The organism is Pseudarthrobacter sp. PS3-L1 (assembly GCF_030063285.1).
Lineage (GTDB): Bacteria > Actinomycetota > Actinomycetes > Actinomycetales > Micrococcaceae > Arthrobacter.
Genome location: NZ_JASISU010000005.1, coordinates 49,325 through 69,040, shown reverse-complemented (window position 1 = coordinate 69,040; position 19,716 = coordinate 49,325). Strand labels below are relative to the sequence as shown.

Here is a 19,716-nt window from a genome sequence, read left to right as displayed (position 1 = left end):
TGCTGGCCTACCGCAATCCTGTCTTGCGGTTCAGTGCCAAGTGGATCAGCTCGTCAATCAGCGTTGCGTAATCCATCCCTGAAGCGGCCCACATCTGTGGGTACATGCTCTTGGGCGTGAACCCGGGCATGGTGTTGATCTCGTTGATGATGAGCTCGCCCTCGGCCGTGTAGAAAAAATCGACCCTGCTGAGTCCTTCCGCACCAACCGCGTCGAACGCCACCGCAGAGAGCTCCCGCACGCGGGCTATAGCACTTTCAGGAATGTCCGCAGGGCAGCTCAGTGAAGCGGCATTGTCCTCAACGTATTTGGCGTTGAAGTCATAAAACTCGTGATCGCCCTGGGTAACGGCAATTTCACCGGGCATGGAGGTCCTGGGAGCTGTTGTCCCCCGGCCTTCCAGGACGGCGCATTCAATTTCACGGCCGATGATTCCGGCTTCAATCACAAGCTTGGGATCATGGAGCCTGGCCTCCGCAATCGCGGCGTCCAGGGTCATCAGGGAATCTACTTTGGAAATCCCCATGGAGGAACCTGCCCGGGCAGGCTTGACGAAAACGGGAAATCCGAGCTTTTCCACGCGCTGGCGTACCAGCTCGGGATCGTTGAGCCACTGCCTGTCCGTCACTGTCACATACGGACCGACAGTGAGGCCAGCGGACTCAAACACGACTTTCATGAAGTGTTTGTCCATGCCCATGGCAGAAGCGGAAACGCCAGCACCCACGTACCGCGTATCTGAGAGTTCCAGGAGGCCCTGGATGGTGCCGTCCTCACCGAACGGTCCATGGAGGAGGGGAAAGACGACGTCGACAGTTCCCAGTTCCTGGGGCACAGCATTGGGTGCGGCAACAATCAGTTGGTGGGCGCCACCGATCTCAGCAAGAGTTACTGTCTTGGCGGATGCCACCACCTCTGGTAGGGATTCGGCCGTCAGGGACCACTGCTCGATATCCGCCGTTGGCAGGACCCACTGCCCCGATTTGGCAATCCCGATGGGAATCACCTCGTATTTTTCCTGGTCGATAGCGCCGAGGACACCGGCGGCAGTGACGCAACTGACGGCATGTTCGCTGGAGCGTCCACCAAAAAGGACTGCGACGCGAGGTCTGGTCGGCGCTGCCACGGCGGCGGGGGTCACGTCGGGGTGGGTCACGTCGAAGTGGGACATACTAGTGATCGCCTTCGGGTTTCAGGTCCCGGGACAGCAGGAGCGGTCCCAGTTGGTCTACGGACAGCTTGCCAGCAAGGACTGCCACCACGGCTGCAGTGATGGGCATGTCGACGCCGACTTTCTGGGCCAGTTCGTGGACAGCCTGGCTGGATTTTATGCCCTCGGCCGTCTGCCGCATCTCTGCAGTGACCTGGTCCAGGCTCATGCCCGTTCCCAGCAGGCGGCCAGCGGTGTGGTTGCGTGACAGCGGCGAGGAGCACGTTGCCACCAAGTCACCCAGCCCTGCCAGCCCGGCCATGGTTTGTGCTTCACCGCCGAGGGCCAGCGCAAGGCGGGATGTTTCAGCCAGTCCACGCGTAATCACAGATGCCTTGGTGTTGTCACCCATCCGCTTTCCCTCGCAGATCCCCACAGCCAGGGCAATGATGTTCTTGACGATTCCGCCAATTTCCACCCCGGTCACGTCGGACGTTGTGTACGGGCGGAAGTAGGGTGCAGTACAGCTCCTTGCAATCCAGCCGGCTACTGCCGAATCAGAGCATGCCACCACTGAGGCAGTGGGCTCTTCCCGGGCAATCTCCATGGCCAGGTTGGGGCCGGAAACCACGGCAATGCGGTCCGCAGACATACTGAGCTCAGCTGCAACAACCTCACTCATACGTGAGTCAGTGCCAAGCTCCAGCCCTTTCATCAGGGAGACAACCACTGCATCCTCCGGCACCAGGTCTTTCCATTCCCGGAGCTGGAGACGGAGCGTCTGCGCAGGAACAGCAAGGATCACCAGATCGGCCCCGGAGAGGACCTCCGCCACGTCAGTGGACGCAGTGATTGCTGGGGGAAGGATTGTCTCCTTGAGGTACTGACTGTTCAGGTTCCGCTCGTTGATCTGCGCAACGACCTCGGGGCGGCGCCCCCAGATGCGGATGCCACGGTCCACACCGGCCGCAGTGCCGGCGTCGGCCAGTACCTTGGCGAATGTGGTTCCCCACGATCCCGCTCCCAGGACGGCGACTGACCGGGCCGAATCTGCCCAATCGATATTCACTGGTGCTTGTCCCCATTTTCCGTTGTGTCGCGGTCTTCGAATCGGCCATGGGCGCTCTGGCCTTTTTTGCTCGGATCCCAGCGCTCGGCGGGAGCCTGTTCGCCACGGAGTTCTTCCAACAGGCCCGTGATGTCATCCATGATGGCCTCGGTGGCGGCCTTGAGTGTTGCCTTATCCAACGGCTTGCCCAGGTACGCGCTCAGATCCACCGGCGCACCAACCAGCATCCTGGACGTCTTGCGTGGAAAGACGTGGAAGCGCTTGGAGTAACGCGGGAACAGTTCATGGGCTCCCCAGTGCGCCATGGGCACAACAGGCAGACCGCTTTCCAGTGCCAGCCTCGCTGCTCCGGTGTGTCCCTTCATGGGCCACAGGTTTGGGTCACGGGTGAGTGTCCCCTCCGGATAGATGATGATTGATCCACCCTCCGCCACAACCTCCTGGGCGAGCTTCAGGGAGCGGTTGGCTCCCGCCGTCGAGCGTTCCACGGGAATCTGTTTGGTGGCAGTCAGCACCCAGCCAACCACAGGAACCTTAAAAAGGGATCCTTTGGCGAGGAAGTGCGGCATGCGTCCCTGGTTGTAGAGCATGTGCCCTACCACTAGGGGGTCTATCTCGGTGCAGTGGTTGGGGACGGCAATGAATCCGCCTGCGGGAAGGTTTTCCACGCCTGACCACTTTTTGCTCATCATCGCATTGAGCGCAGTGCGGACAATGCCGGCAATCACAACAAAGGTTGCCCTGCTCTTGGCAGTTTCCTTCACGCGCTGACCGATGCGTCGTCGGTGGTGAAATCAAAATCCGCGCCAAGCCCGGCCAACTTGTCGGTGAAACGCTCGTAGCCACGGTTGATGATGTCGATGCCTGTGACGCGGGATGTCCCTGTCGCGGCAAGGGCAGCAATGAGGTGGCTGAAGCCACCGCGCAGGTCAGGCACGTCGATGTCTGCGCCGGTCAGTTGGGCAGGTCCGGAGATCACTGCGGAGTGCAGGAAGTTTCGCTGGCCAAAACGGCACGGGATACTGCCCAGGCATTCGCGGTGGACCTGGATGTTGGCGCCCATGCGGATCAGCGCTTCGGTGAAACCAAAACGGTTCTCGTACACGGTTTCGTGCACAATGGACACACCTTCCGCCTGGGTCAGCGCGACCACCAGGGGCTGCTGCCAGTCCGTCATGAACCCGGGGTGTACATCCGTCTCAAGGACCAACGGATTCAGTTTCCCGCCGGGATGGAAGAAGCGGATACCGTCTTCTTGGATGTCCATCCCGCCACCGATCTTTCGATAGGTGTTCAGGAACGTCATCATGTCGCGCTGCGAAGCACCTTCAACGAAGATGTCGCCCTTGGTCACCAGTGCAGCGGATGCCCACGAGGCGGCTTCATTGCGGTCCGAAAGTGCCTTGTGGTTGTACCCGCCCAGTTCGCGGACACCTTCAATACGGATGGTCCTGTCCGTCTGGATGTTGATGATGGCGCCCATCTTCTGCAGGACGGCGATCAGGTCAACGATTTCAGGTTCGGTAGCCGCGCCGATCAGCTCCGTAATGCCCTCAGCGCGGGTCGCACTGAGCAGGACCTGCTCGGTGGCGCCAACCGACGGGTAGGGCAGGGTGATCTTGGCGCCCTGCAAGCCCTTGGGAGCGGAGATGTGGATGCCGCCCGGGCGCTTCTCCACGACAGCGCCAAACTGGCGGAGGACGTTCAGGTGGTAGTCGATGGGGCGGTCGCCAATTTTGCAGCCACCAAGGTCCGGAATGAACGCCTCGCCGATCGCGTGGATCAGGGGTCCGCAGAGCAGGATCGGAATCCGGGAGTCACCAGCGTGGGCATCAATAGCTGCGCTGGAAGCGGTCTTCGCAGCTTTCGGATCGAGCGTCAGATCCCCTGTCACGGCGTCCTTCACAACTGTCACGCCGTGCAGCTGAAGCAGTGACGTGACAACCTCAACATCCTTGATTTCAGGCACGTTGCGCAGGATGGAGGGCTCGTTACCAAGCAGGGCCGCGACCATCGCCTTTGGAACGAGGTTCTTCGCCCCGCGGACGCTGACGCGTCCCGTCAGCGGTACTCCGCCGCGGATTGTCAGAACACTACTCATTTACCGGTTTCCTTACGATTGCTAGCCCCCAGATCCTTAAAAAGGCCTTCACCCAGCATAGGAGATTGCGTTACTGAACCGAAACACCGGGCCTTGGGCCGCGCCGCGCGCCTGCCCGCAGCGTCCATGAGGCAGAAGCCAGAAATCAACAGTGCCGCCGTCGAAAGTTCGACGGCGGCACTGTTGCCTGTGCGGTTGAATTGGCTCAGGAGAGCTTGGCAGGCAGGGTCTTCGGCTTGAAGGATGGCCTCGTTGATTCGAAGGCAGTGATGTCTTCTTCATGCTGCAGCGTCAGGCTGATGTCATCGAGGCCCTCCAGCAGGCGCCAGCGGGTGTAGTCGTCAATCTCGAACGGCGCAACAATGTTCCCGCACATCACGGTCTTGGACTCAAGGTCCACCGCGATCTCCGTGCCGGGATGCGTTTCCAGCTCTTTCCAGATCAGCTCAATGTCATCCTGGGCAACCTCAGCGGCCAGCAGCCCCTGCTTACCGGAGTTGCCGCGGAAGATATCCGCAAACCGGGAAGCCAGTACTGCCTTGAAGCCGTAGTCCTTGAGCGCCCACACGGCATGCTCCCGTGAGGAACCAGTCCCAAAGTCAGGACCGGCAACCAACACCGATCCGGAAGAAAACGGCTCCTTGTTCAGGATGAATTCCGGATCTTTGCGCCAGGCGGAGAACAACGCGTCCTCAAACCCGGTCCTCGTGATCCTTTTCAGGAAGACTGCCGGAATAATCTGATCGGTGTCGACATTGCTTTGCCTCAGCGGAACGCCGATTCCCGTGTGCTTGATGAATTTTTCCATGGTGTCCTACTCCTAGGCAGCGTCGACGCGGATGGCAGAGGAAGGGGCCGGGTCAAGGTCCGACGGCGAACTCAGGGTTCCGCGGATTGCTGTAGCAGCTGCAACAACAGGCGATACCAGGTGGGTCCTGCCACCCTTGCCCTGGCGTCCCTCGAAGTTACGGTTGGAGGTTGAGGCGCACCGCTCCCCCGGTTCCAGCTGGTCAGGATTCATGCCTAGGCACATGGAACAGCCGGCAAAACGCCACTCAGCGCCGAAGTCCTTGAAGACCTGGTCCAGGCCCTCAGCTTCTGCTTCGAGGCGGACACGGGCAGAACCGGGAACCACCAGCATCCTGATCTGCGGATCCTTCTCGCGTCCACGGATAATGTCAGCCGCAATCCGCAGATCTTCAATGCGGGAGTTGGTACAGGAGCCCAGGAAGACGGTATCTACCCGGATTTCTTTCATGGGCGTTCCGGCCTTGAGGTCCATGTACGCCAGCGCACGCTCGGCGGCGGCTTTGGCGTTTTCGTCACCAAAGTCCTCCGGGGAAGGAACATTGGCGGACAGCGAGACCCCCTGGCCGGGGTTGGTGCCCCAGGTGACAAACGGCTCCAACGTGTCTGCGTCCAGATCCACTTCAGCGTCAAAAATTGCGTCCTGGTCCGTCACAAGGGTGTTCCAGTATTCAACGGCGGCGTCCCACTCTGCTCCTTCTGGAGCATGCGGACGTCCCTTCATGTACGCGTAGGTAGTTTCGTCCGGTGCAACCAGCCCTGCACGGGCACCCGCCTCAATGGACATGTTGCAGATGGTCATCCGGGCGTCCATGGACAGGGCGCGGATTGCCGAGCCACGGTATTCCAGGACATAGCCCTGGCCACCGCCGGTACCAATCTTGGCAATGACGGCCAGGATGATGTCCTTGGCCGTTACGCCCGGACGCAGGGAACCTTCGACGTTGATGGCCATGGTCTTGAAAGGCTTGAGCGACAGCGTTTGCGTCGCCATGACGTGTTCCACCTCAGAGGTTCCAATGCCCATGGCCAGTGCACCGAAGGCACCGTGCGTTGAGGTGTGGGAGTCGCCGCATACAACTGTCATTCCCGGCTGCGTGAGGCCCAACTGGGGACCCACTACGTGGACAATGCCCTGTTCGGCATCGCCCAGGGAGTGCAGCCGGACGCCAAACTCTGCACAGTTATTGCGCAGCGTCTGGATTTGGGTACGGCTGGTGAGGTCGGCAATAGGCTTGTCGATGTCCAACGTGGGCGTGTTGTGATCTTCGGTGGCAATAGTGAGGTCAACGCGCCGGAGCCCGCGGCCAGCCAAGCGCAGTCCTTCAAAGGCCTGCGGGGACGTTACCTCGTGGACCAAATGAAGGTCGATGAAGAGAAGGTCAGGCTGAGCATTGGCACCTTCGCCGTCGCCTTTGCGCACCACGTGCGCGTCCCAAACCTTCTCGGCCAATGTGTTCGCCATGGCCTTCTCCCTTCAATACTGTGGTGTTGTCCTTCAACTGAATCAGCAGAGCAACGTAATATGCCAGCCAACAGATTTGCATCTCAGATAATGAGACGGCAATATCATCACATGGACAATTCTAGCGGCGTTGGCGTCATCGATAAAGCAGCACACGTGCTGGACGCTCTTGAAGCCGGACCCACCACCCTGGCGCAGCTTGTTGCTGCCACCGGACTTGCCCGGCCCACCGTGCACCGGCTGGCTCTGGCGTTGGTTCACCACCGGCTGGTGAGCCGGGACATCCAGGGCCGTTTTGTTTTGGGTAGCCGCCTGGTTGAACTTGCCTCAGCCGCTGGCGAAGACCGGCTGATTGCCTCCGCTGGCCCCGTACTTATGCAACTGCGCGATGCCACAGGTGAAAGCGCCCAAATTTTCCGCCGGCAGGGCGAATGGCGTATCTGCGTAGCCTCGGCCGAGCGTCCCATTGGCCTGCGGGACACCATCCCGGTGGGTACCCAGCTGTCCATGAAGGCAGGATCTGCGGCGCAGGTGCTCCTTGCGTGGGAGGATCACGACAGGCTCCTGGAGGGTTTGCAGTCCGCCCGCTTCACGCCCACCGTCCTGGCAGGAGTGCGACGTCGAGGCTGGGGCCAAAGCCTTGGTGAACGTGAACCGGGAGTCGCCTCTGTTTCGGCGCCCGTAAGGGGACCCTCCGGGCGCGTAATTGCCGCCGTGTCCATCTCGGGCCCGATTGAACGCCTCACACGACAACCTGGACGCCTGCACGCAGAGGTAGTCTGCAACGCAGCCCGGGTCCTGACCGAGGCACTGCGCAAAAACAACGACTGACGTGGGTGGGTTGGCCCCCGGCGTAGGCTGACCCCATGACTAGCTATGCGGTGTTTCTCAGGGGCGTCAACGTCGGCGGCGTTACCATCAAGATGAACGAATTGAAGGACGCCCTGGAGGCAGCCGGATTCGCCAACACGAAGACTCTCCTGGTCAGCGGCAACGTGGTGCTCAGCAGCAACAAAGATGCGGCAGCGGTTAAGGTGTCCGTGGAAGGCTGCCTGAGGAACTCTTTTGGCTACGACGCCTGGGTTGTTGTCCTGACTGCTGAGAGAGTCATCCAGCTCATCGCAGATTGCCCCTACCCTAGCGACGACGCTGAAACCCATACCTACGTCACGCTCTCTTCAGATGCACACGTTCTGACGGAACTCCGCCACGCGGGCGCAACAGGCGGAACTGAGCTCACTTCCTTGGGCCTAGATGCCATCGCTTGGCTCGCCCCAGCAGGCGGAACCCTGGACAGCCCTTTCAGCAAACTGACGTCCAAGGCCCGCTATAAATCGACAACGACCACCCGGAACCTCCGGACCATGATCAAGGTCCGGAACGCTCTAGGCAATCAGGAAAGGTAAGCGTCAGCCCGCTAGCTGCTGGCGAACCTGTAACCCTTCATTAAGAAGGAGTAGCGGAGGGGCGTTCCTATTGAATTTGACGCAACATCTGAGTATTTCAACGCGCCCATAGCATCCACTCCCACAACGCCGTTGAGATCTGGTTTGTGATTGACGACTCCCGTCATGGCGATCATGTCGGAGTATCCGCCGCTGCTTAGCCGAACAGGCGTAGTCGATACCTTGCCGGTCGAAGTCCTGTCGTACCGGAAGAGCGAGCCGGCATCATTCACAATCAACGCAGCAGTAGACGTCCGGGACGGCGCTAGCAAAACCATTTGCCTACGCTTCCATCCGGTTCCGATAGCCGTGGGCGCTCCCAGCAAGCCACTGGACAGCACAGGCCACGCCTGAAGGACTCCTGAAATATTCTCCGACGAAACAACCGTGAGACCTTGCCCCCAGTTGCCGATAGCCAGCTTTCGGTCCAGCCAACCAGACACCCCGATTACAGACCCAGGAGCAAATCCGCCCTTTGGTAGGCCTTTGTGCAACTGCAGGGTCCCGTCACCATGATTAGTCACCACGTCGAAGGTTCCGTCTCCGTTCCAGTCCACAACATGACACGACCGAACCTGTGTGTTGAATCCAGAATCGGCGCGAAGCGGAGCTGCATACTTCCCGCTGCCCAGAGATCTAGCCACGTAAAGCCAACCGCCATCACCAACCGTGACAAGGTCTGCGCTCGAGCGTATGGAAGGCGACTGGACCGTGTCGATCTCAACGACATTTGTGCCGCGTTCGGACGCGTACAACCGGCCCGTATTTGATACAACTACACCAGAATATACACCCCTGAGAATTTCCTTCTTAGTGAAAGTACCAAGGTCAAGCAGTGTTAGTGTACCTCCGCATTCGTGCACTAATGAGTTCAATTTCGGAATATAGGAAATTGAGCTCGTCTTGTAGCCAGCAGCCGCATCTCGATCCAGGAGCCTATACGTTGATACAGTGCTTCCACTGGACTTATTTAATCTAATAACACCGTTACTCGTACTTACGTAAAGTATTCCCTTGACCAACACTGGACTGTTGATTTCAACCTCACCAGGGACCTCGCGACTCCAAACAAGCTTGCTGAGCCTAGCGTTCCAGGCGAATACGTGGGCCGGTTTGGTGTCGTTTACTGAACCATAACCACCCATGACACCAGTTGTTCCGTATACAAGGTCCGCTTCTCCCACAAGGCCAAGAACGGACTGTCCCAGGACGGGTCCCTTGATCACGGAGACATCAGAATCTTTCAACGGGTTGATACTAATTAAGGCTCCAGTATTGAATCCATATTCAGCTACAGTGCCAGCTACTACTCGACCACCTGCAGAAGCCCATGCGAACGGCCGGGACTGAAGGTACTTTTCGCCGAGCTCAATCAGCTTCGTCACGCTCCTGTCCTGCGTATTAAATTTGAAGAGTCGGCCAGCGCCATAGGATCCGACATAAATTGTTGATGAATCGTACTGAAACATGCCTTCAATTTGGGCAATGCCAGTGTCAGTGGAAGATCGCCAGGTTTCGCGCGTACTAACGTCAACAGACCCGATACCATCACCCATAAACGCGCCTACATACACAACACTTCCGGATGTCGATGGCAATAGAGTTTGCACTTTGAAGGGACTCTCAGCGAAAGTTATTACTGTGGCCTTGTTGACAGCTTTAGAGGATACCGAGACTTTGATGTATTTGTAGTCTTTCCCCTGTCCGCAAAGCATGTTCACAGAGACCGCTCCGTTGATTATCTCCACGCTAAGGGCGCACGGCGTATCAGGAACTAGGCACACAAGATCGGCAGCCATTGTCTTGGAGTTTATTCGCATCAATTTGTGCGTTCCAACGGTATTCCAGACGGCATAGATGTCACCACTCTCACCCAAGCCGGCCGACACTCGGCCGGCAGGCGACCAAGCCCAAGGGAGCAACTTCCATGCCTTCGCCACTAGGTCATAGGCTTTGAAAACCACCACACCATCAGCACCATCGAATGAAACAAAAAGCCAGCCACAGTGGGCCGAGATGCTATGGACAAAACCCTTGGTCGCAGCCCCAGGCAGGGGTATCTCCGTTAATTTTGTGGGAGTATCAGTGTGCCAAGTGACGATCCGAGGACTCTGCGTTCCCGTTCCAGCGTAAACATTGTCCTTGATATCAATTGCTAGAGAACGAACGTACTGCGCACCCGCATGCACCTGAGGAGTGTGAACTGTTGCTCCCGTAGCAGGATCGTATCGAGTTGCGCTCCCCGTGGGATAATTGCCGCACCAAACCCTGTTCTTTGAGTCGACGACTCTGGCGAAGGAAACGTTGGTTGTGCCGGGGGCCGCAGCAAATCCACTTGTTACGACCCCAGCTGAGCTAACTTTCTTGATGGTTGACCCGAAGGCAAAATACGAGTTTGACCGTGGCTCGTAACTGACATTCCCCGCACCACCGCCTCCCTCGGGAAATGGAGTTGCCGTAACTTCCAGTTTTCCTGTTTCTGCGTCGAATACCTGCACCTGTGCAGATAGGCCATGACAGCCGGCTGCGATCTTTAAGGCCCCATCGTTGCTTCGGAAGAAACTCGCGCTTGGATCAGGCACACTTTTGAACACATCAGCAAAACGTCGCAGCACCTTCGCAGGCTCGCTTCCAACAGTTGTCAGAGGCCTACTACTTCCTTCAAGGGCTTGCAACGAGTTTCCTGGAACGTACGTCGGCGCAGCCTCAGCCCGTGAGGAAAAAGCCGCCCCTGCACCGATCGCTACCGCCATGGACAAGACGCTTCTTCGTCCAATGATTTTTCTGGAATATGACATGGGTATCCTGTCCTCGTCGATATCCGGAGTCACCATGGATTCCGGGCGCAGGGGAAGGCCCAATCTCAAGCACAGATCCGCCCAGCCGAACCTATACCTGTATGGCATTCATAGCAGAAGAACAACCACTGAGGAAACCTCCGGTCGGAAAGTCGGCAACTGTATTGGTGCCAAGAGGAAAGTGGTCCTCGTTGTCTACCCACCACCTCCGGCACAGTGATTGTGCTCGGGAAGCCTGCCGGGAAGCCTGCCCGTCGTCATGAGCTGGGTTAAGTGACCCAATCCCCCAGTGTCTATCCTGACCTCAGCGTTGAATCGAATGTCCGGTATTTTGGTGCCATGCATGCTAGGAACCGGGATGATGTCGCAGAGTCTCTGGCTGCCGTCGGGCTTGAGGGCCATGCCCGGACCACAACGGCAGACCTCTCCGGTGGCGAGCTCAGCCAGGTATCGCTGGCCTGCGCACTGGTGGCCCGGCCGGCCATGCTCATGATGGACGAACTGACCGTGGGCCTCGACCCTGTCCTCCGCGCGGATCTCTGAATTCGTTTCCGGGCTATTGCCTGGACCTGGAGTACACGTTCCTGATGAGGTTCCTTGTCACCTCGATCACCATGCTGCGGGAACGGACCACCGGGACACTGGAGCGGCTTCTCACCACACCCGCCCACAAGGCAGACCTCCTTTTTGGCTATGGCCTGGCTTACTCCCTCATGGCCGCCGTCCAGTCCTTCGTCGCCATTGGTGCGGCCTATTGGACGTTCGGGCTGGACATCAAGGGCAACCGGGCCTGGTGATGATGTTTGCGATGATCAATGCAGTGTTGGGCGTAGCGCTGGGCCTACGCCGCCGCACCCGTTGAAGCGCGCTCCACCGCCTGGTTGAACGCCGTGCAGCGCACCACCTCAACCTTGACCGGCTCCACCACCAACCGCTCCGACACGTCCGCGACAGCCCGTTCCAGGCGTCGTCGTGCCTGATGTGCGCGTTTTCGGGCGACGCCGGCGGCAATCACGCGTCCAGCGATCGCAAGCACAACACCGAGCAGGACCCCGCCCACAATCATCAGCGTGGGCAACGGCCACCCCTCAACTCGGGGAACCTCAGGGACCGGCAGCTGCAGGTAGCCCAAGGCCGCCAGCACTCCCAGCCAACCGGCACCCACAAGGCCCACCAGCAGCGCCGCCCACTGGATGACGTTGAAAAAACCCCACCACCATGAGGTGCGCCCTGCCTGCAGATCGGTCCCGGCGATGGCGTGGTCAAGTTCATCGGGGAGTTTCTCCCGGCCCTCGCGCGCGGCATCCCTGATGGCAGCGCGCCACGGACCAGACGCCCCGTCACTGGCCACATCGGCGAAGACCCGAACAGCAGAGTCCGTCCTGGCACGCTGGGAGGCCCCTGCCGGCGGCAGCGACGTTCGGTGCACATCCGCCTGCGCCGGGTCACGCCGGAGATTGAGCCTGCGCAGTGGATCAGGACGGAACCGGGCCAGCCACCGGGTGACCGGCCACCCCGTTCGCCTGGCCGCTTCCAGCCTGTAGGAACGTTCAACGGCGTCCACCACCACTGGGACGTTGGCCGCCGTCGCCAATTCCCGGGAGAGTTTTTTGTCGGCACCGGAGCGAACGCCGTTGGGCGTCCCCGCTCCCGATGCGTCCCTCAGGGTGTTGGCTGACTGCCTAATGTCAGCGGCAAGCCGTTGGGACAGGGCTTCACGCTTTAGGACCACGGTACTGATTGCTGCCCTGACCGCATCAATTCCAGTCCCGGTCATGGCAGAAGCCGGCAGGACGGGAACGCTCCCCAGGCCTTCACCGGCGAGGATCAACCGGAGCGATTCCAGCACAGGCTCCAGATCCTGGGCGGGCAGGCGATCCACCTGGTTCAGGACCACCAGGGTGACGGCCCCGTGCGCCGACATGGGTGCCAGGAAGCCCTTGTGGACTGCCGCGTCGGCGTATTTCTGCGGGTCAAGCACCCAGATCAGGACATCCACCATGCCCGCCAGGCGCTGCACAATGTCACGGTTGGCTGCCCTGGTGGAATCAAAATCGGGTAGGTCCAGAAGGATCAACCCACTGGTTTCGCCGGCCAAACCCGCAACAGGTTCTGCCTGGTGGCGCTGGCTGATCTCCAGCCAGTCCAGCAACTCATCGCTGCCCTGCTGCTCCCAGATGCTGGCCAACGGTTCCGACGTGGTGGGCCTGCGGGCTGCTGCCGTGGCGAGAGTCTTTCCCATGACGGCGTTGAACAAGGACGACTTTCCGCTGCCGGTTGCCCCGAAGAAGCCCACCACCGTGTGCTCAGCTGAGAGCGACCGGCGGGCTGTGGCGCGTTCCAGAACATCAAGGACAGGGTCCAGGACGTCATCGGCCAGGACTCCCCCGGCGAGCTCGCGGGCTTCGTTGAGCGCCTCGAGGCGCTGCTGCAGCTTAGAGGCGTCGCGGGCCGCGCCATGCCGACTCATGCGCGGTCCGCCATTCTTGAAAGGACCTTGGCATGGGCTTTGAGGTCATCTGCGGTACTGGAATCTGGCGGAAGGCGGCTCAGGAAACGCTCTTGTTCGGTGGCCAATAACGTCTGGCATCGGGTATGTAGATCATCGCGTGCGTGTTTGGCCATCCGACGCACGGCGTCTTCCCCGAATACAGCTTCTAATAGCTTCTGCCCCACCACGGCCGTGCCTCCAGCCACGCCAACTTCCAGCCCGGTAAGGCCAGCGGTCATGGAGAAGACCACAATCATGAGCGCGGCCCCGAGTCCGTTGATTCCAATGGACAGCCAGCGGGCTTGGGAGCGTTTGCCAGCTCCCTCGGTCCGGATCAACTCCATCAGGCTTGCCTGCCAGGCCCGGATTTCTGCAGCTGCCCGTTCCGGGAAATCTGGGCTGACTCCTGAGAGATCGTCCAGATCCAGGAGTTGGCGGCCGGCTGGATCGTTGCGCCAGCGACGGTCGGAGTTTTCTGCCGCAGTACCAGCCTCGGCAACAATGACGGCCTGCAGCCCCGACTCGATGGCTGTCTCAACCCTGACGGCGGGCGGCGGCTGTCCGCGGAAGAACGCGCCAACCCTGTCCCGGAAGCGGCCTACATTTTGCTCCACAGCCCGAAAGAACTCACCGGTGCCAACAAAATCCTGCCAGCGGGCCAGAACCTCTCCGCGGAGCAGGGTGCCGTCTTTGGTGGACTCGAGAATCGCAGCCACGGCCTGGTGATGTTCGTCAAGGACAGTCTGGCGGAGATCCTTCGCGGCCACGTCCTGCCCAGCCGCGGCGTGGGCCAGAGCCTCCACTGTCGCGGCCAGCCCCCGCACGGCGCCCGCAAGTGTCCGCCGGGCCACCTGGGCACGGTCCGCCGAACTGGCAGCCAACTGCCGGAGCCACAGTTGCAGCGGTGCCACCGACTCAGCAGGAAGCATCCCCAACCCGTCCAGCGGGACTTCGTTGACCACAAACAGCTTCGCTTCGCCAAGGCCCTGGCTGTCCAGGAGCATTCGGAGATCCTGCGATACCTCCTCCTGCACTTCGGCGGGCACGCGGTCAAGGATTATTGCCAACGTGATGTCCCTGGTTGCAGCATCCAGCAGGAGGGTCCATGGCACGGCGTCCGCGTAGCGGTTGGCAGTGGTAACAAAAATCCAAAGGTCAGCAGCGGCCAACAACTGGCCTGCGAGGGCACGGTTGTCATCGGAGATCGAATCGACGTCGGGCGCGTCCAGCAGCGCAATTCCCTGGGGTACGGCCGGGTGACCTACCAGGACCAAAGACGAGATCGACGCCGCGTCAGGAGTGGCACCTGCGCTGTTGGCAGGAACCGGAGTTGCAGCAACGGTTCCCTGGATGCGACGCAGGTTAGGAAGGACACGTCGGTCCTCGAACCAGTGTGCGTCCTCGGGATGGTGCAGCAGGATAGGCTGCCGGGTCGTAGGACGTATGGCACCGGATCGTGTCACAGGAAATCCCACCAGTGCATTAGCCAGCGTTGACTTACCGGCACCGGTGGAGCCACCCACCACAGCCAACAGCGGAGCATCCAGGCTGCGGAAGCGCGGCAGGATGTAGTCATCCAGTTGGGCTTTTGTCTGCGCGGATTCCTTGCGGGCCTGGTCTGCGCCAGGAACAGTAAGGGGCAGGTCGAGCCGGCCAAGATCGTGGTTAAGGCTTTCCAGCACTAGCAGCAGGTGAGCACCATCCCCGCCGAGGGGATCCTGTTGCCTCCGTTGCCGGTCGGGACTGTCATTGCTGGTCACAGGTTCATCATCGCACCTGACGCTCAGCAAAGCGGCGCTATGGTCCCGCATTAATGCGACAATTCCGTGAACTTCTATTTTGAAGTTGTGTACCCTTCGGGGTTGGTGTTTTGCCATCGCCAATGGTCAGCACACATTTGATCTAGGTCTCGAGTTGCAGACCATCCCAGGTCTCTCTTTGCGGCCGACGAATCTGCGAAACTCATCGCTGAGTCTCCTGGCCTCCGGGCTGCAACAGCATAAGGGAGATTCCTGCCAACGGCACGCTCAAATGCCCGAATGACCTCCAGGACGGAGGATCCATTTCCAGTCCCTAGATTCCAGCGAAAGACGCCCTTTTGGGACATTAAGAAATCCAGGGCAGCAAGGTGCCCTTCAGCGAGATCCATAACGTGGATGTAGTCGCGTACGCCGGTACCGTCCGGAGTGTCGTAGTCGTCGCCATAAATGGATACTTTTTCATGCCTGCCTACAGCTACCTGAGCAACGAAAGGAAGCAGATTATTGGGCGTCCCCCTTGGATCTTCTCCAATTCGTCCAGATTCGTGAGCTCCAACTGGGTTGAAGTACCGAAGAATAGCCACACTCATGGCCGGATCGGAGGCAACCAGGTCGGTGAGAATCCCTTCGAGTTGTTCTTTCGTGCGACCGTATGCATTGGTCGCCCCGAGCGGTGTCCCTTCCGTTAGAGGCAAAGCATCCGAATCACCGTAGACGGTGGCTGAAGAGCTGAACACAAACGTCTTCACTCCGGCTTCAATCATCGCGTCCAATAAATTGAGGGTACCCACTACGTTGTTCCGGTAGTACAAGAGCGGTGAAGTGACCGATTCACCCACAGCTTTGAGGCCAGCGAAGTGGACCACCGCATCAAAAATAGTCTCAGTAAAGACCTCGGCCAAGGACTCTACGTCCAACAAATCTAGCTCTCTGAACGTGAGCGTTTTCTTCGAAAGGTCCGAGACACGCCTGAGGGACTCAACGTCAGAATTAGCCAGGCTGTCGACGACTACAACATCGTGTCCGGCTTCCAGTAGGGCAAGAGTCGTGTGCGAACCTATGAAACCCGCACCCCCAGTTACAAGAATCTTCATAGGAACGATTCTAACGACGTAATCCACACCTGTGGAATCTAGCTGGCAGCATAGCGAAGTAACTGTAATGGGGGCTCAATGCCGGATCGGTCGGTGTCTCTGTGCTTTTGGCCAAGTGACTGCGAGCAGGGTCTTCGGTGCTGGGACTTCGTCGAGGTGGCGTCGCGCAGCATCTCGAAGAGATCATCGGAAAGGCTTTATGCGAGCGTGAGAAGGACCTGGCTGTGGCGGTTACCTTCGGCGCGCTTGCATTCGCATACGGCCCTTTGGGGCGGGTGGTGGAGGGGGCGAAGGCACATAGAAGAAGGGGGCGTTTGAGTTCTTTGTTGCCCCACTGGCTGGGATGTTCTCCGCACATTGAGGTCCTGGCTCGGCGGAACGCTGGGGTAACGTCGGCCAGAATTCGTGCGCAGGTCCTGACGCCGTTGCAGGGCATTTAGATGAAGATTCCTTAGATTGGGCACGCCACACGAGGACCTCGATCTTGACTGTGAGCTCGTCGCGCTGCCGGCACAGGGACAAAAGCGACTTGGCCATTTTCGCCACGACAATCCGGCCGCGGTGGCGGGCGATGCTTGGATCTACAGTCTGGCTTTGATGTGCCTGCGGCTGGCGGTTTTCAACTCTCGCGGGTTGAGATAGGGGGTGAGCGGGTCACTCACGACCGAAGGGTCCAGGGGCCTAGGGCTCGCTTCAGGGTGGGGTGATTTTGGGTGAGCAGTAAGCGGGTCCTATTAGACGTTGAGGTGATTTGCCCGGTGAAGTCAGCGTCGATACCGCAGATTACCGCAACTTCGGCCAGTGTTTGAAAGTCTTGTTCCTAGGAGCGCAAGTACGGCGTGGATTGTGCGGCTTCGGCGATGCCTACTGCGTCCCGGCCATCGGTCTTCGCCTGGCCGGGGTGTAGGTCCGCGATCCGGCGCATCGCCAAACTCGACCGGCAGTGCGCTGATGATCGCGGGATGGTCGGTTACATCCAGGACGTTATCGTGGCCAGACAGCTCTGTGATGATTCTCCGTAACTTCATTTCGTCTTGCCTGAGGACCCCGTTGTAATGCTTTTCACCCCAGTTAGGGACCACTGTGTGATGGCGGGTCCTACCAACATCCAGACCCAAGAAAATGTTGATGCAGTCTTGTTCCAGATTAATCGTTGCCCCAATTGCTAGTTGCAAGTGAAGCCGTTGTCCTACATGGTCCGGGCGACAGGAGTCGCATCCACGTTCCGAAGCACCCCGTCGTCTTGCTACCTGTCCAATAAAAGGTAAAACCACAGGAAACGGCAGTGTTTGAAGGGGATGGTGTGCATCCTTGCCGTCACCATGACTTACTCAATAGCAAGTAACTATCCCGAGGGCCACGTACCAGCTAGGCTCAGACGCCAAAACCCAACCGCACGAAGCGCTTTGCGGGCAACAAGATCACAACCAACACTCTGCCCAACTACCGAGATTGCTCCTCATCGATATCGTCGCGCCCATTGCGTTCCGAGACGGCCCGCCGCGTACACGTTTTCGCGTACCATTGGGTAGTTGCCTAAAACGATCCGCCACGCAACATCCATGTTTGGATGTCTGTAGGATTACATAAAATTAAACCCTGGGGAGCTCAATGCTGACTTGGTCACTCGACACACGCGAGGAAGCAGCAATCCTCCGCCAAAATTCTTCTGCATTTCAAGTCACGTCAGCCACGCCGTCTCACTTTTATACGCTGGCTAACCGGACGGTGGGAAATTTCCTAGTCCCCCCAGATGCCTCTGTCATTGAGTTCGTGCCGGGTCAAAAAATTATTTTGCGCGGACAAGTAGAGGCCTCACCCGGAATAGAAACCGCATGGGCATTGATCGGCTATTCGGCTGAGGGCGAACCAACAGTTGCTCTGGAAACCAACGGGAGTATGTCGGTAGAGCTGGAGACCACAGCTGACACTCAGTTCGTGTCAGCTGCCCTGCGCGTCAAGGGCAAGGGGGACGTGAACGCCCGCGAGATCGAGATTCAGGCGATCGATGCATATCCGATCGGAGAAATAAGCCGGGTAATTTCCCTTGAAGACTGCTCGGCGGTCGAGATAAGCATGCTTGCCTACGACTCCAATCCGTTGCAACCTGCATCCGCACTCCTGACGTTTTCGTTCAGGGACGAATCAGGCGCGATCGTACATCCCATTGGAAGTTCTGCTATCAACGGCAAACTTGGAGCCTATACGTACGTAAACCTCGGCAATATACACTCGCCAGCCGAAACTAAAATAACAGTAGATGTACCCCCATCGTCTCAGTTCCTTCACATCTCCGGCGTTCCGTGGAAGCACGGTCGACAAGTAGTTGTTTTGGGGTCTCCCCACGTTCGAAAAATCGAAAAGAATCGATCCGAACTGCAAACCACAGAGGATGGAATTCGAGAATTCATTGATTCAATTCCTGAGGATGGTCACCTTATTGTTTTTTATACGACCGCCCCGCCGCTAGGTCACGAAACACTTGCCTTGAGGCCTAATAGACTGGCAAAGGAATACGAGAAACTAGGTAAATGGATAGTTTTTTTCCCGTTCAGTAAAGTTACACCTGGAACAGAATCCCATTCCGAAAAATCCCACCAGATCTCACGCGAAAATATGGGAATATTTCTCGAGGCTGTCGCGGCACGAACCGGTATGCGTAACGTATTCATATGCAGTTCCTTCCCAGATATTCAGGCGGTAGCGGCCTTCGACTATCTGAAACTTCATAACTGGCAGCTAATTTACGAAGTCAGGGACGACATGGAGGAATTTAACCGTGTGGGATACTCAAAATGGTTCAACCCTTTACTCGAACAGAGAATAGCGAGCCGAGCTGACAAAATCATAACCGTCAGTCCACGACTTGCCTCCAAAATGAACGTCATCAGCGGTCGAAAAGATTCTATTGTAGTCGCCAATGGAGTAGCCTCAGAACTAGTTTCCGATGCGGCCCCACTTCGTGTCAGCAAACTTTATGCAGAAAGAGACGCGTCAACAATTGTTGGCTATATCGGTCATCTCACACCATCATGGTTCGATTGGACCCTCATAATTTCAGCTGCAATCGAACGCCCAAACTGGACGTTCGAGATCATCGGACATGGAATGCCAGACAATTTAGTACTTCCGAAAAATATTACATTTCTTGGACCCAAACCTCATTCGGAGTTTGTGGAAATTGCGGCCAGATGGAAGGTTGGAATTATCCCATTCAAGGCGTCTGCATTGACATACGCAGTAGATCCCAACAAAATTTATGAGTATCTCGCGTTGGGCTTGCGCGTCGTCACGGCTGCCATGGGTAGCGTCGCCCTGTGTCCGGTAACCCATGTTTATGAGCATAGAAGTGAATTTGTTCAAGAACTTTCCGATGCAATGCAGGCTGAAATGGGGACCCACGATCAAGAGGCGATAGAAGAATTCCTGAAACAAGTTACATGGGATGAGCGTGCTTACACTATGCTTTCAATATTTGACGACACAAACAAAAAGCGGCGATGACCGTGACGAATTCTAGAATTCTAACTGTTTAC

Annotated in this window: 14 protein-coding genes and 1 pseudogene; 5 read left to right on the top strand and 10 right to left on the bottom strand. The window is 58.2% G+C overall.

What is annotated here, in order from left to right; translation table 11 throughout:
* Nucleotides 1-7: 7 nt before the first annotated feature.
* The 6 genes from QMG79_RS14505 to leuC form a co-directional block, all read right to left on the bottom strand.
* On the bottom strand, nucleotides 8-1,171 hold the full coding sequence (locus QMG79_RS14505; protein ID WP_283539330.1) for a D-alanine--D-alanine ligase family protein: 1,164 nt from the start codon (nucleotides 1,169-1,171) through the stop codon (nucleotides 8-10).
* 1 nt (nucleotide 1,172) lies between these two features.
* Entirely contained in the window at nucleotides 1,173-2,219 is a 1,047-nt protein-coding gene (locus QMG79_RS14500; RefSeq protein ID WP_283539329.1) for an NAD(P)H-dependent glycerol-3-phosphate dehydrogenase, read from the bottom strand.
* On the bottom strand, nucleotides 2,216-2,983 hold the full coding sequence (locus QMG79_RS14495) for a lysophospholipid acyltransferase family protein (protein WP_283539328.1): 768 nt from the start codon (nucleotides 2,981-2,983) through the stop codon (nucleotides 2,216-2,218). Before QMG79_RS14495 ends, QMG79_RS14500 begins: the two co-directional genes overlap by 4 nt.
* On the bottom strand, nucleotides 2,980-4,320 hold the full coding sequence (murA, locus tag QMG79_RS14490) for a UDP-N-acetylglucosamine 1-carboxyvinyltransferase (protein WP_283539327.1): 1,341 nt from the start codon (nucleotides 4,318-4,320) through the stop codon (nucleotides 2,980-2,982). The genes QMG79_RS14495 and murA overlap by 4 nt, the downstream gene beginning before the upstream one ends.
* 205 nt (nucleotides 4,321-4,525) lie before the next feature.
* Complete coding sequence (gene leuD / locus QMG79_RS14485; RefSeq protein ID WP_283539326.1) at nucleotides 4,526-5,128, bottom strand: 3-isopropylmalate dehydratase small subunit; 603 nt, start codon at nucleotides 5,126-5,128, stop codon at nucleotides 4,526-4,528.
* A 12-nt stretch (nucleotides 5,129-5,140) separates the two neighbouring features.
* Nucleotides 5,141-6,592 (bottom strand): 3-isopropylmalate dehydratase large subunit, encoded by a 1,452-nt coding sequence (leuC, locus tag QMG79_RS14480; protein WP_283539325.1) that lies wholly within the window; start codon nucleotides 6,590-6,592, stop codon nucleotides 5,141-5,143.
* Nucleotides 6,593-6,703: 111 nt separating this feature from the next.
* On the opposite strand from leuC, the gene QMG79_RS14475 reads away from it, so the two are divergent.
* Complete coding sequence (locus tag QMG79_RS14475) at nucleotides 6,704-7,423, top strand: IclR family transcriptional regulator (RefSeq protein WP_283539324.1); 720 nt, start codon at nucleotides 6,704-6,706, stop codon at nucleotides 7,421-7,423.
* Between the two features lie 35 nt (nucleotides 7,424-7,458).
* Nucleotides 7,459-7,998, top strand: coding sequence for a DUF1697 domain-containing protein (locus QMG79_RS14470; protein ID WP_283539323.1), 540 nt, complete (start codon nucleotides 7,459-7,461; stop codon nucleotides 7,996-7,998).
* Nucleotides 7,999-8,009: 11 nt separating this feature from the next.
* On the opposite strand, the gene QMG79_RS14465 is transcribed toward QMG79_RS14470, so the two are convergent.
* Nucleotides 8,010-10,871 carry a PQQ-binding-like beta-propeller repeat protein gene (locus tag QMG79_RS14465; RefSeq protein WP_283539322.1) on the bottom strand — a complete coding sequence of 954 codons (2,862 nt, stop codon included), beginning with the start codon at nucleotides 10,869-10,871 and terminating at the stop codon, nucleotides 8,010-8,012.
* Between the two features lie 237 nt (nucleotides 10,872-11,108).
* On the opposite strand from QMG79_RS14465, the gene QMG79_RS14460 reads away from it, so the two are divergent.
* Both QMG79_RS14460 and QMG79_RS14455 read left to right on the top strand, forming a co-directional pair.
* Nucleotides 11,109-11,378, top strand: coding sequence for an ATP-binding cassette domain-containing protein (locus tag QMG79_RS14460; protein WP_349357265.1), 270 nt, complete (start codon nucleotides 11,109-11,111; stop codon nucleotides 11,376-11,378).
* A 44-nt stretch (nucleotides 11,379-11,422) separates the two neighbouring features.
* Nucleotides 11,423-11,679: pseudogene (locus tag QMG79_RS14455) on the top strand (ABC transporter permease); the annotation flags it as partial.
* On the opposite strand, the gene QMG79_RS14450 reads toward QMG79_RS14455, so the two are convergent.
* From QMG79_RS14450 to galE, 3 genes are all read right to left on the bottom strand, one after another.
* Nucleotides 11,677-13,305, bottom strand: coding sequence for a GTPase (locus tag QMG79_RS14450; RefSeq protein ID WP_283539321.1), 1,629 nt, complete (start codon nucleotides 13,303-13,305; stop codon nucleotides 11,677-11,679). The pseudogene QMG79_RS14455 and the gene QMG79_RS14450 sit on opposite strands and share 3 nt — an antisense overlap.
* Nucleotides 13,302-15,086 (bottom strand): dynamin family protein, encoded by a 1,785-nt coding sequence (locus tag QMG79_RS14445; protein ID WP_502934751.1) that lies wholly within the window; start codon nucleotides 15,084-15,086, stop codon nucleotides 13,302-13,304. The genes QMG79_RS14450 and QMG79_RS14445 overlap by 4 nt, the downstream gene beginning before the upstream one ends.
* A gap of 74 nt (nucleotides 15,087-15,160) precedes the next feature.
* A complete protein-coding gene (gene galE, locus QMG79_RS14440) occupies nucleotides 15,161-16,180 on the bottom strand; it encodes a UDP-glucose 4-epimerase GalE (protein ID WP_283539319.1) in 1,020 nt (339 codons plus the stop codon).
* 1,611 nt (nucleotides 16,181-17,791) lie between these two features.
* On the opposite strand from galE, the gene QMG79_RS14435 reads away from it, so the two are divergent.
* Complete coding sequence (locus tag QMG79_RS14435) at nucleotides 17,792-19,684, top strand: glycosyltransferase family protein (protein WP_283539318.1); 1,893 nt, start codon at nucleotides 17,792-17,794, stop codon at nucleotides 19,682-19,684.
* Nucleotides 19,685-19,716 lie beyond the last annotated feature (32 nt).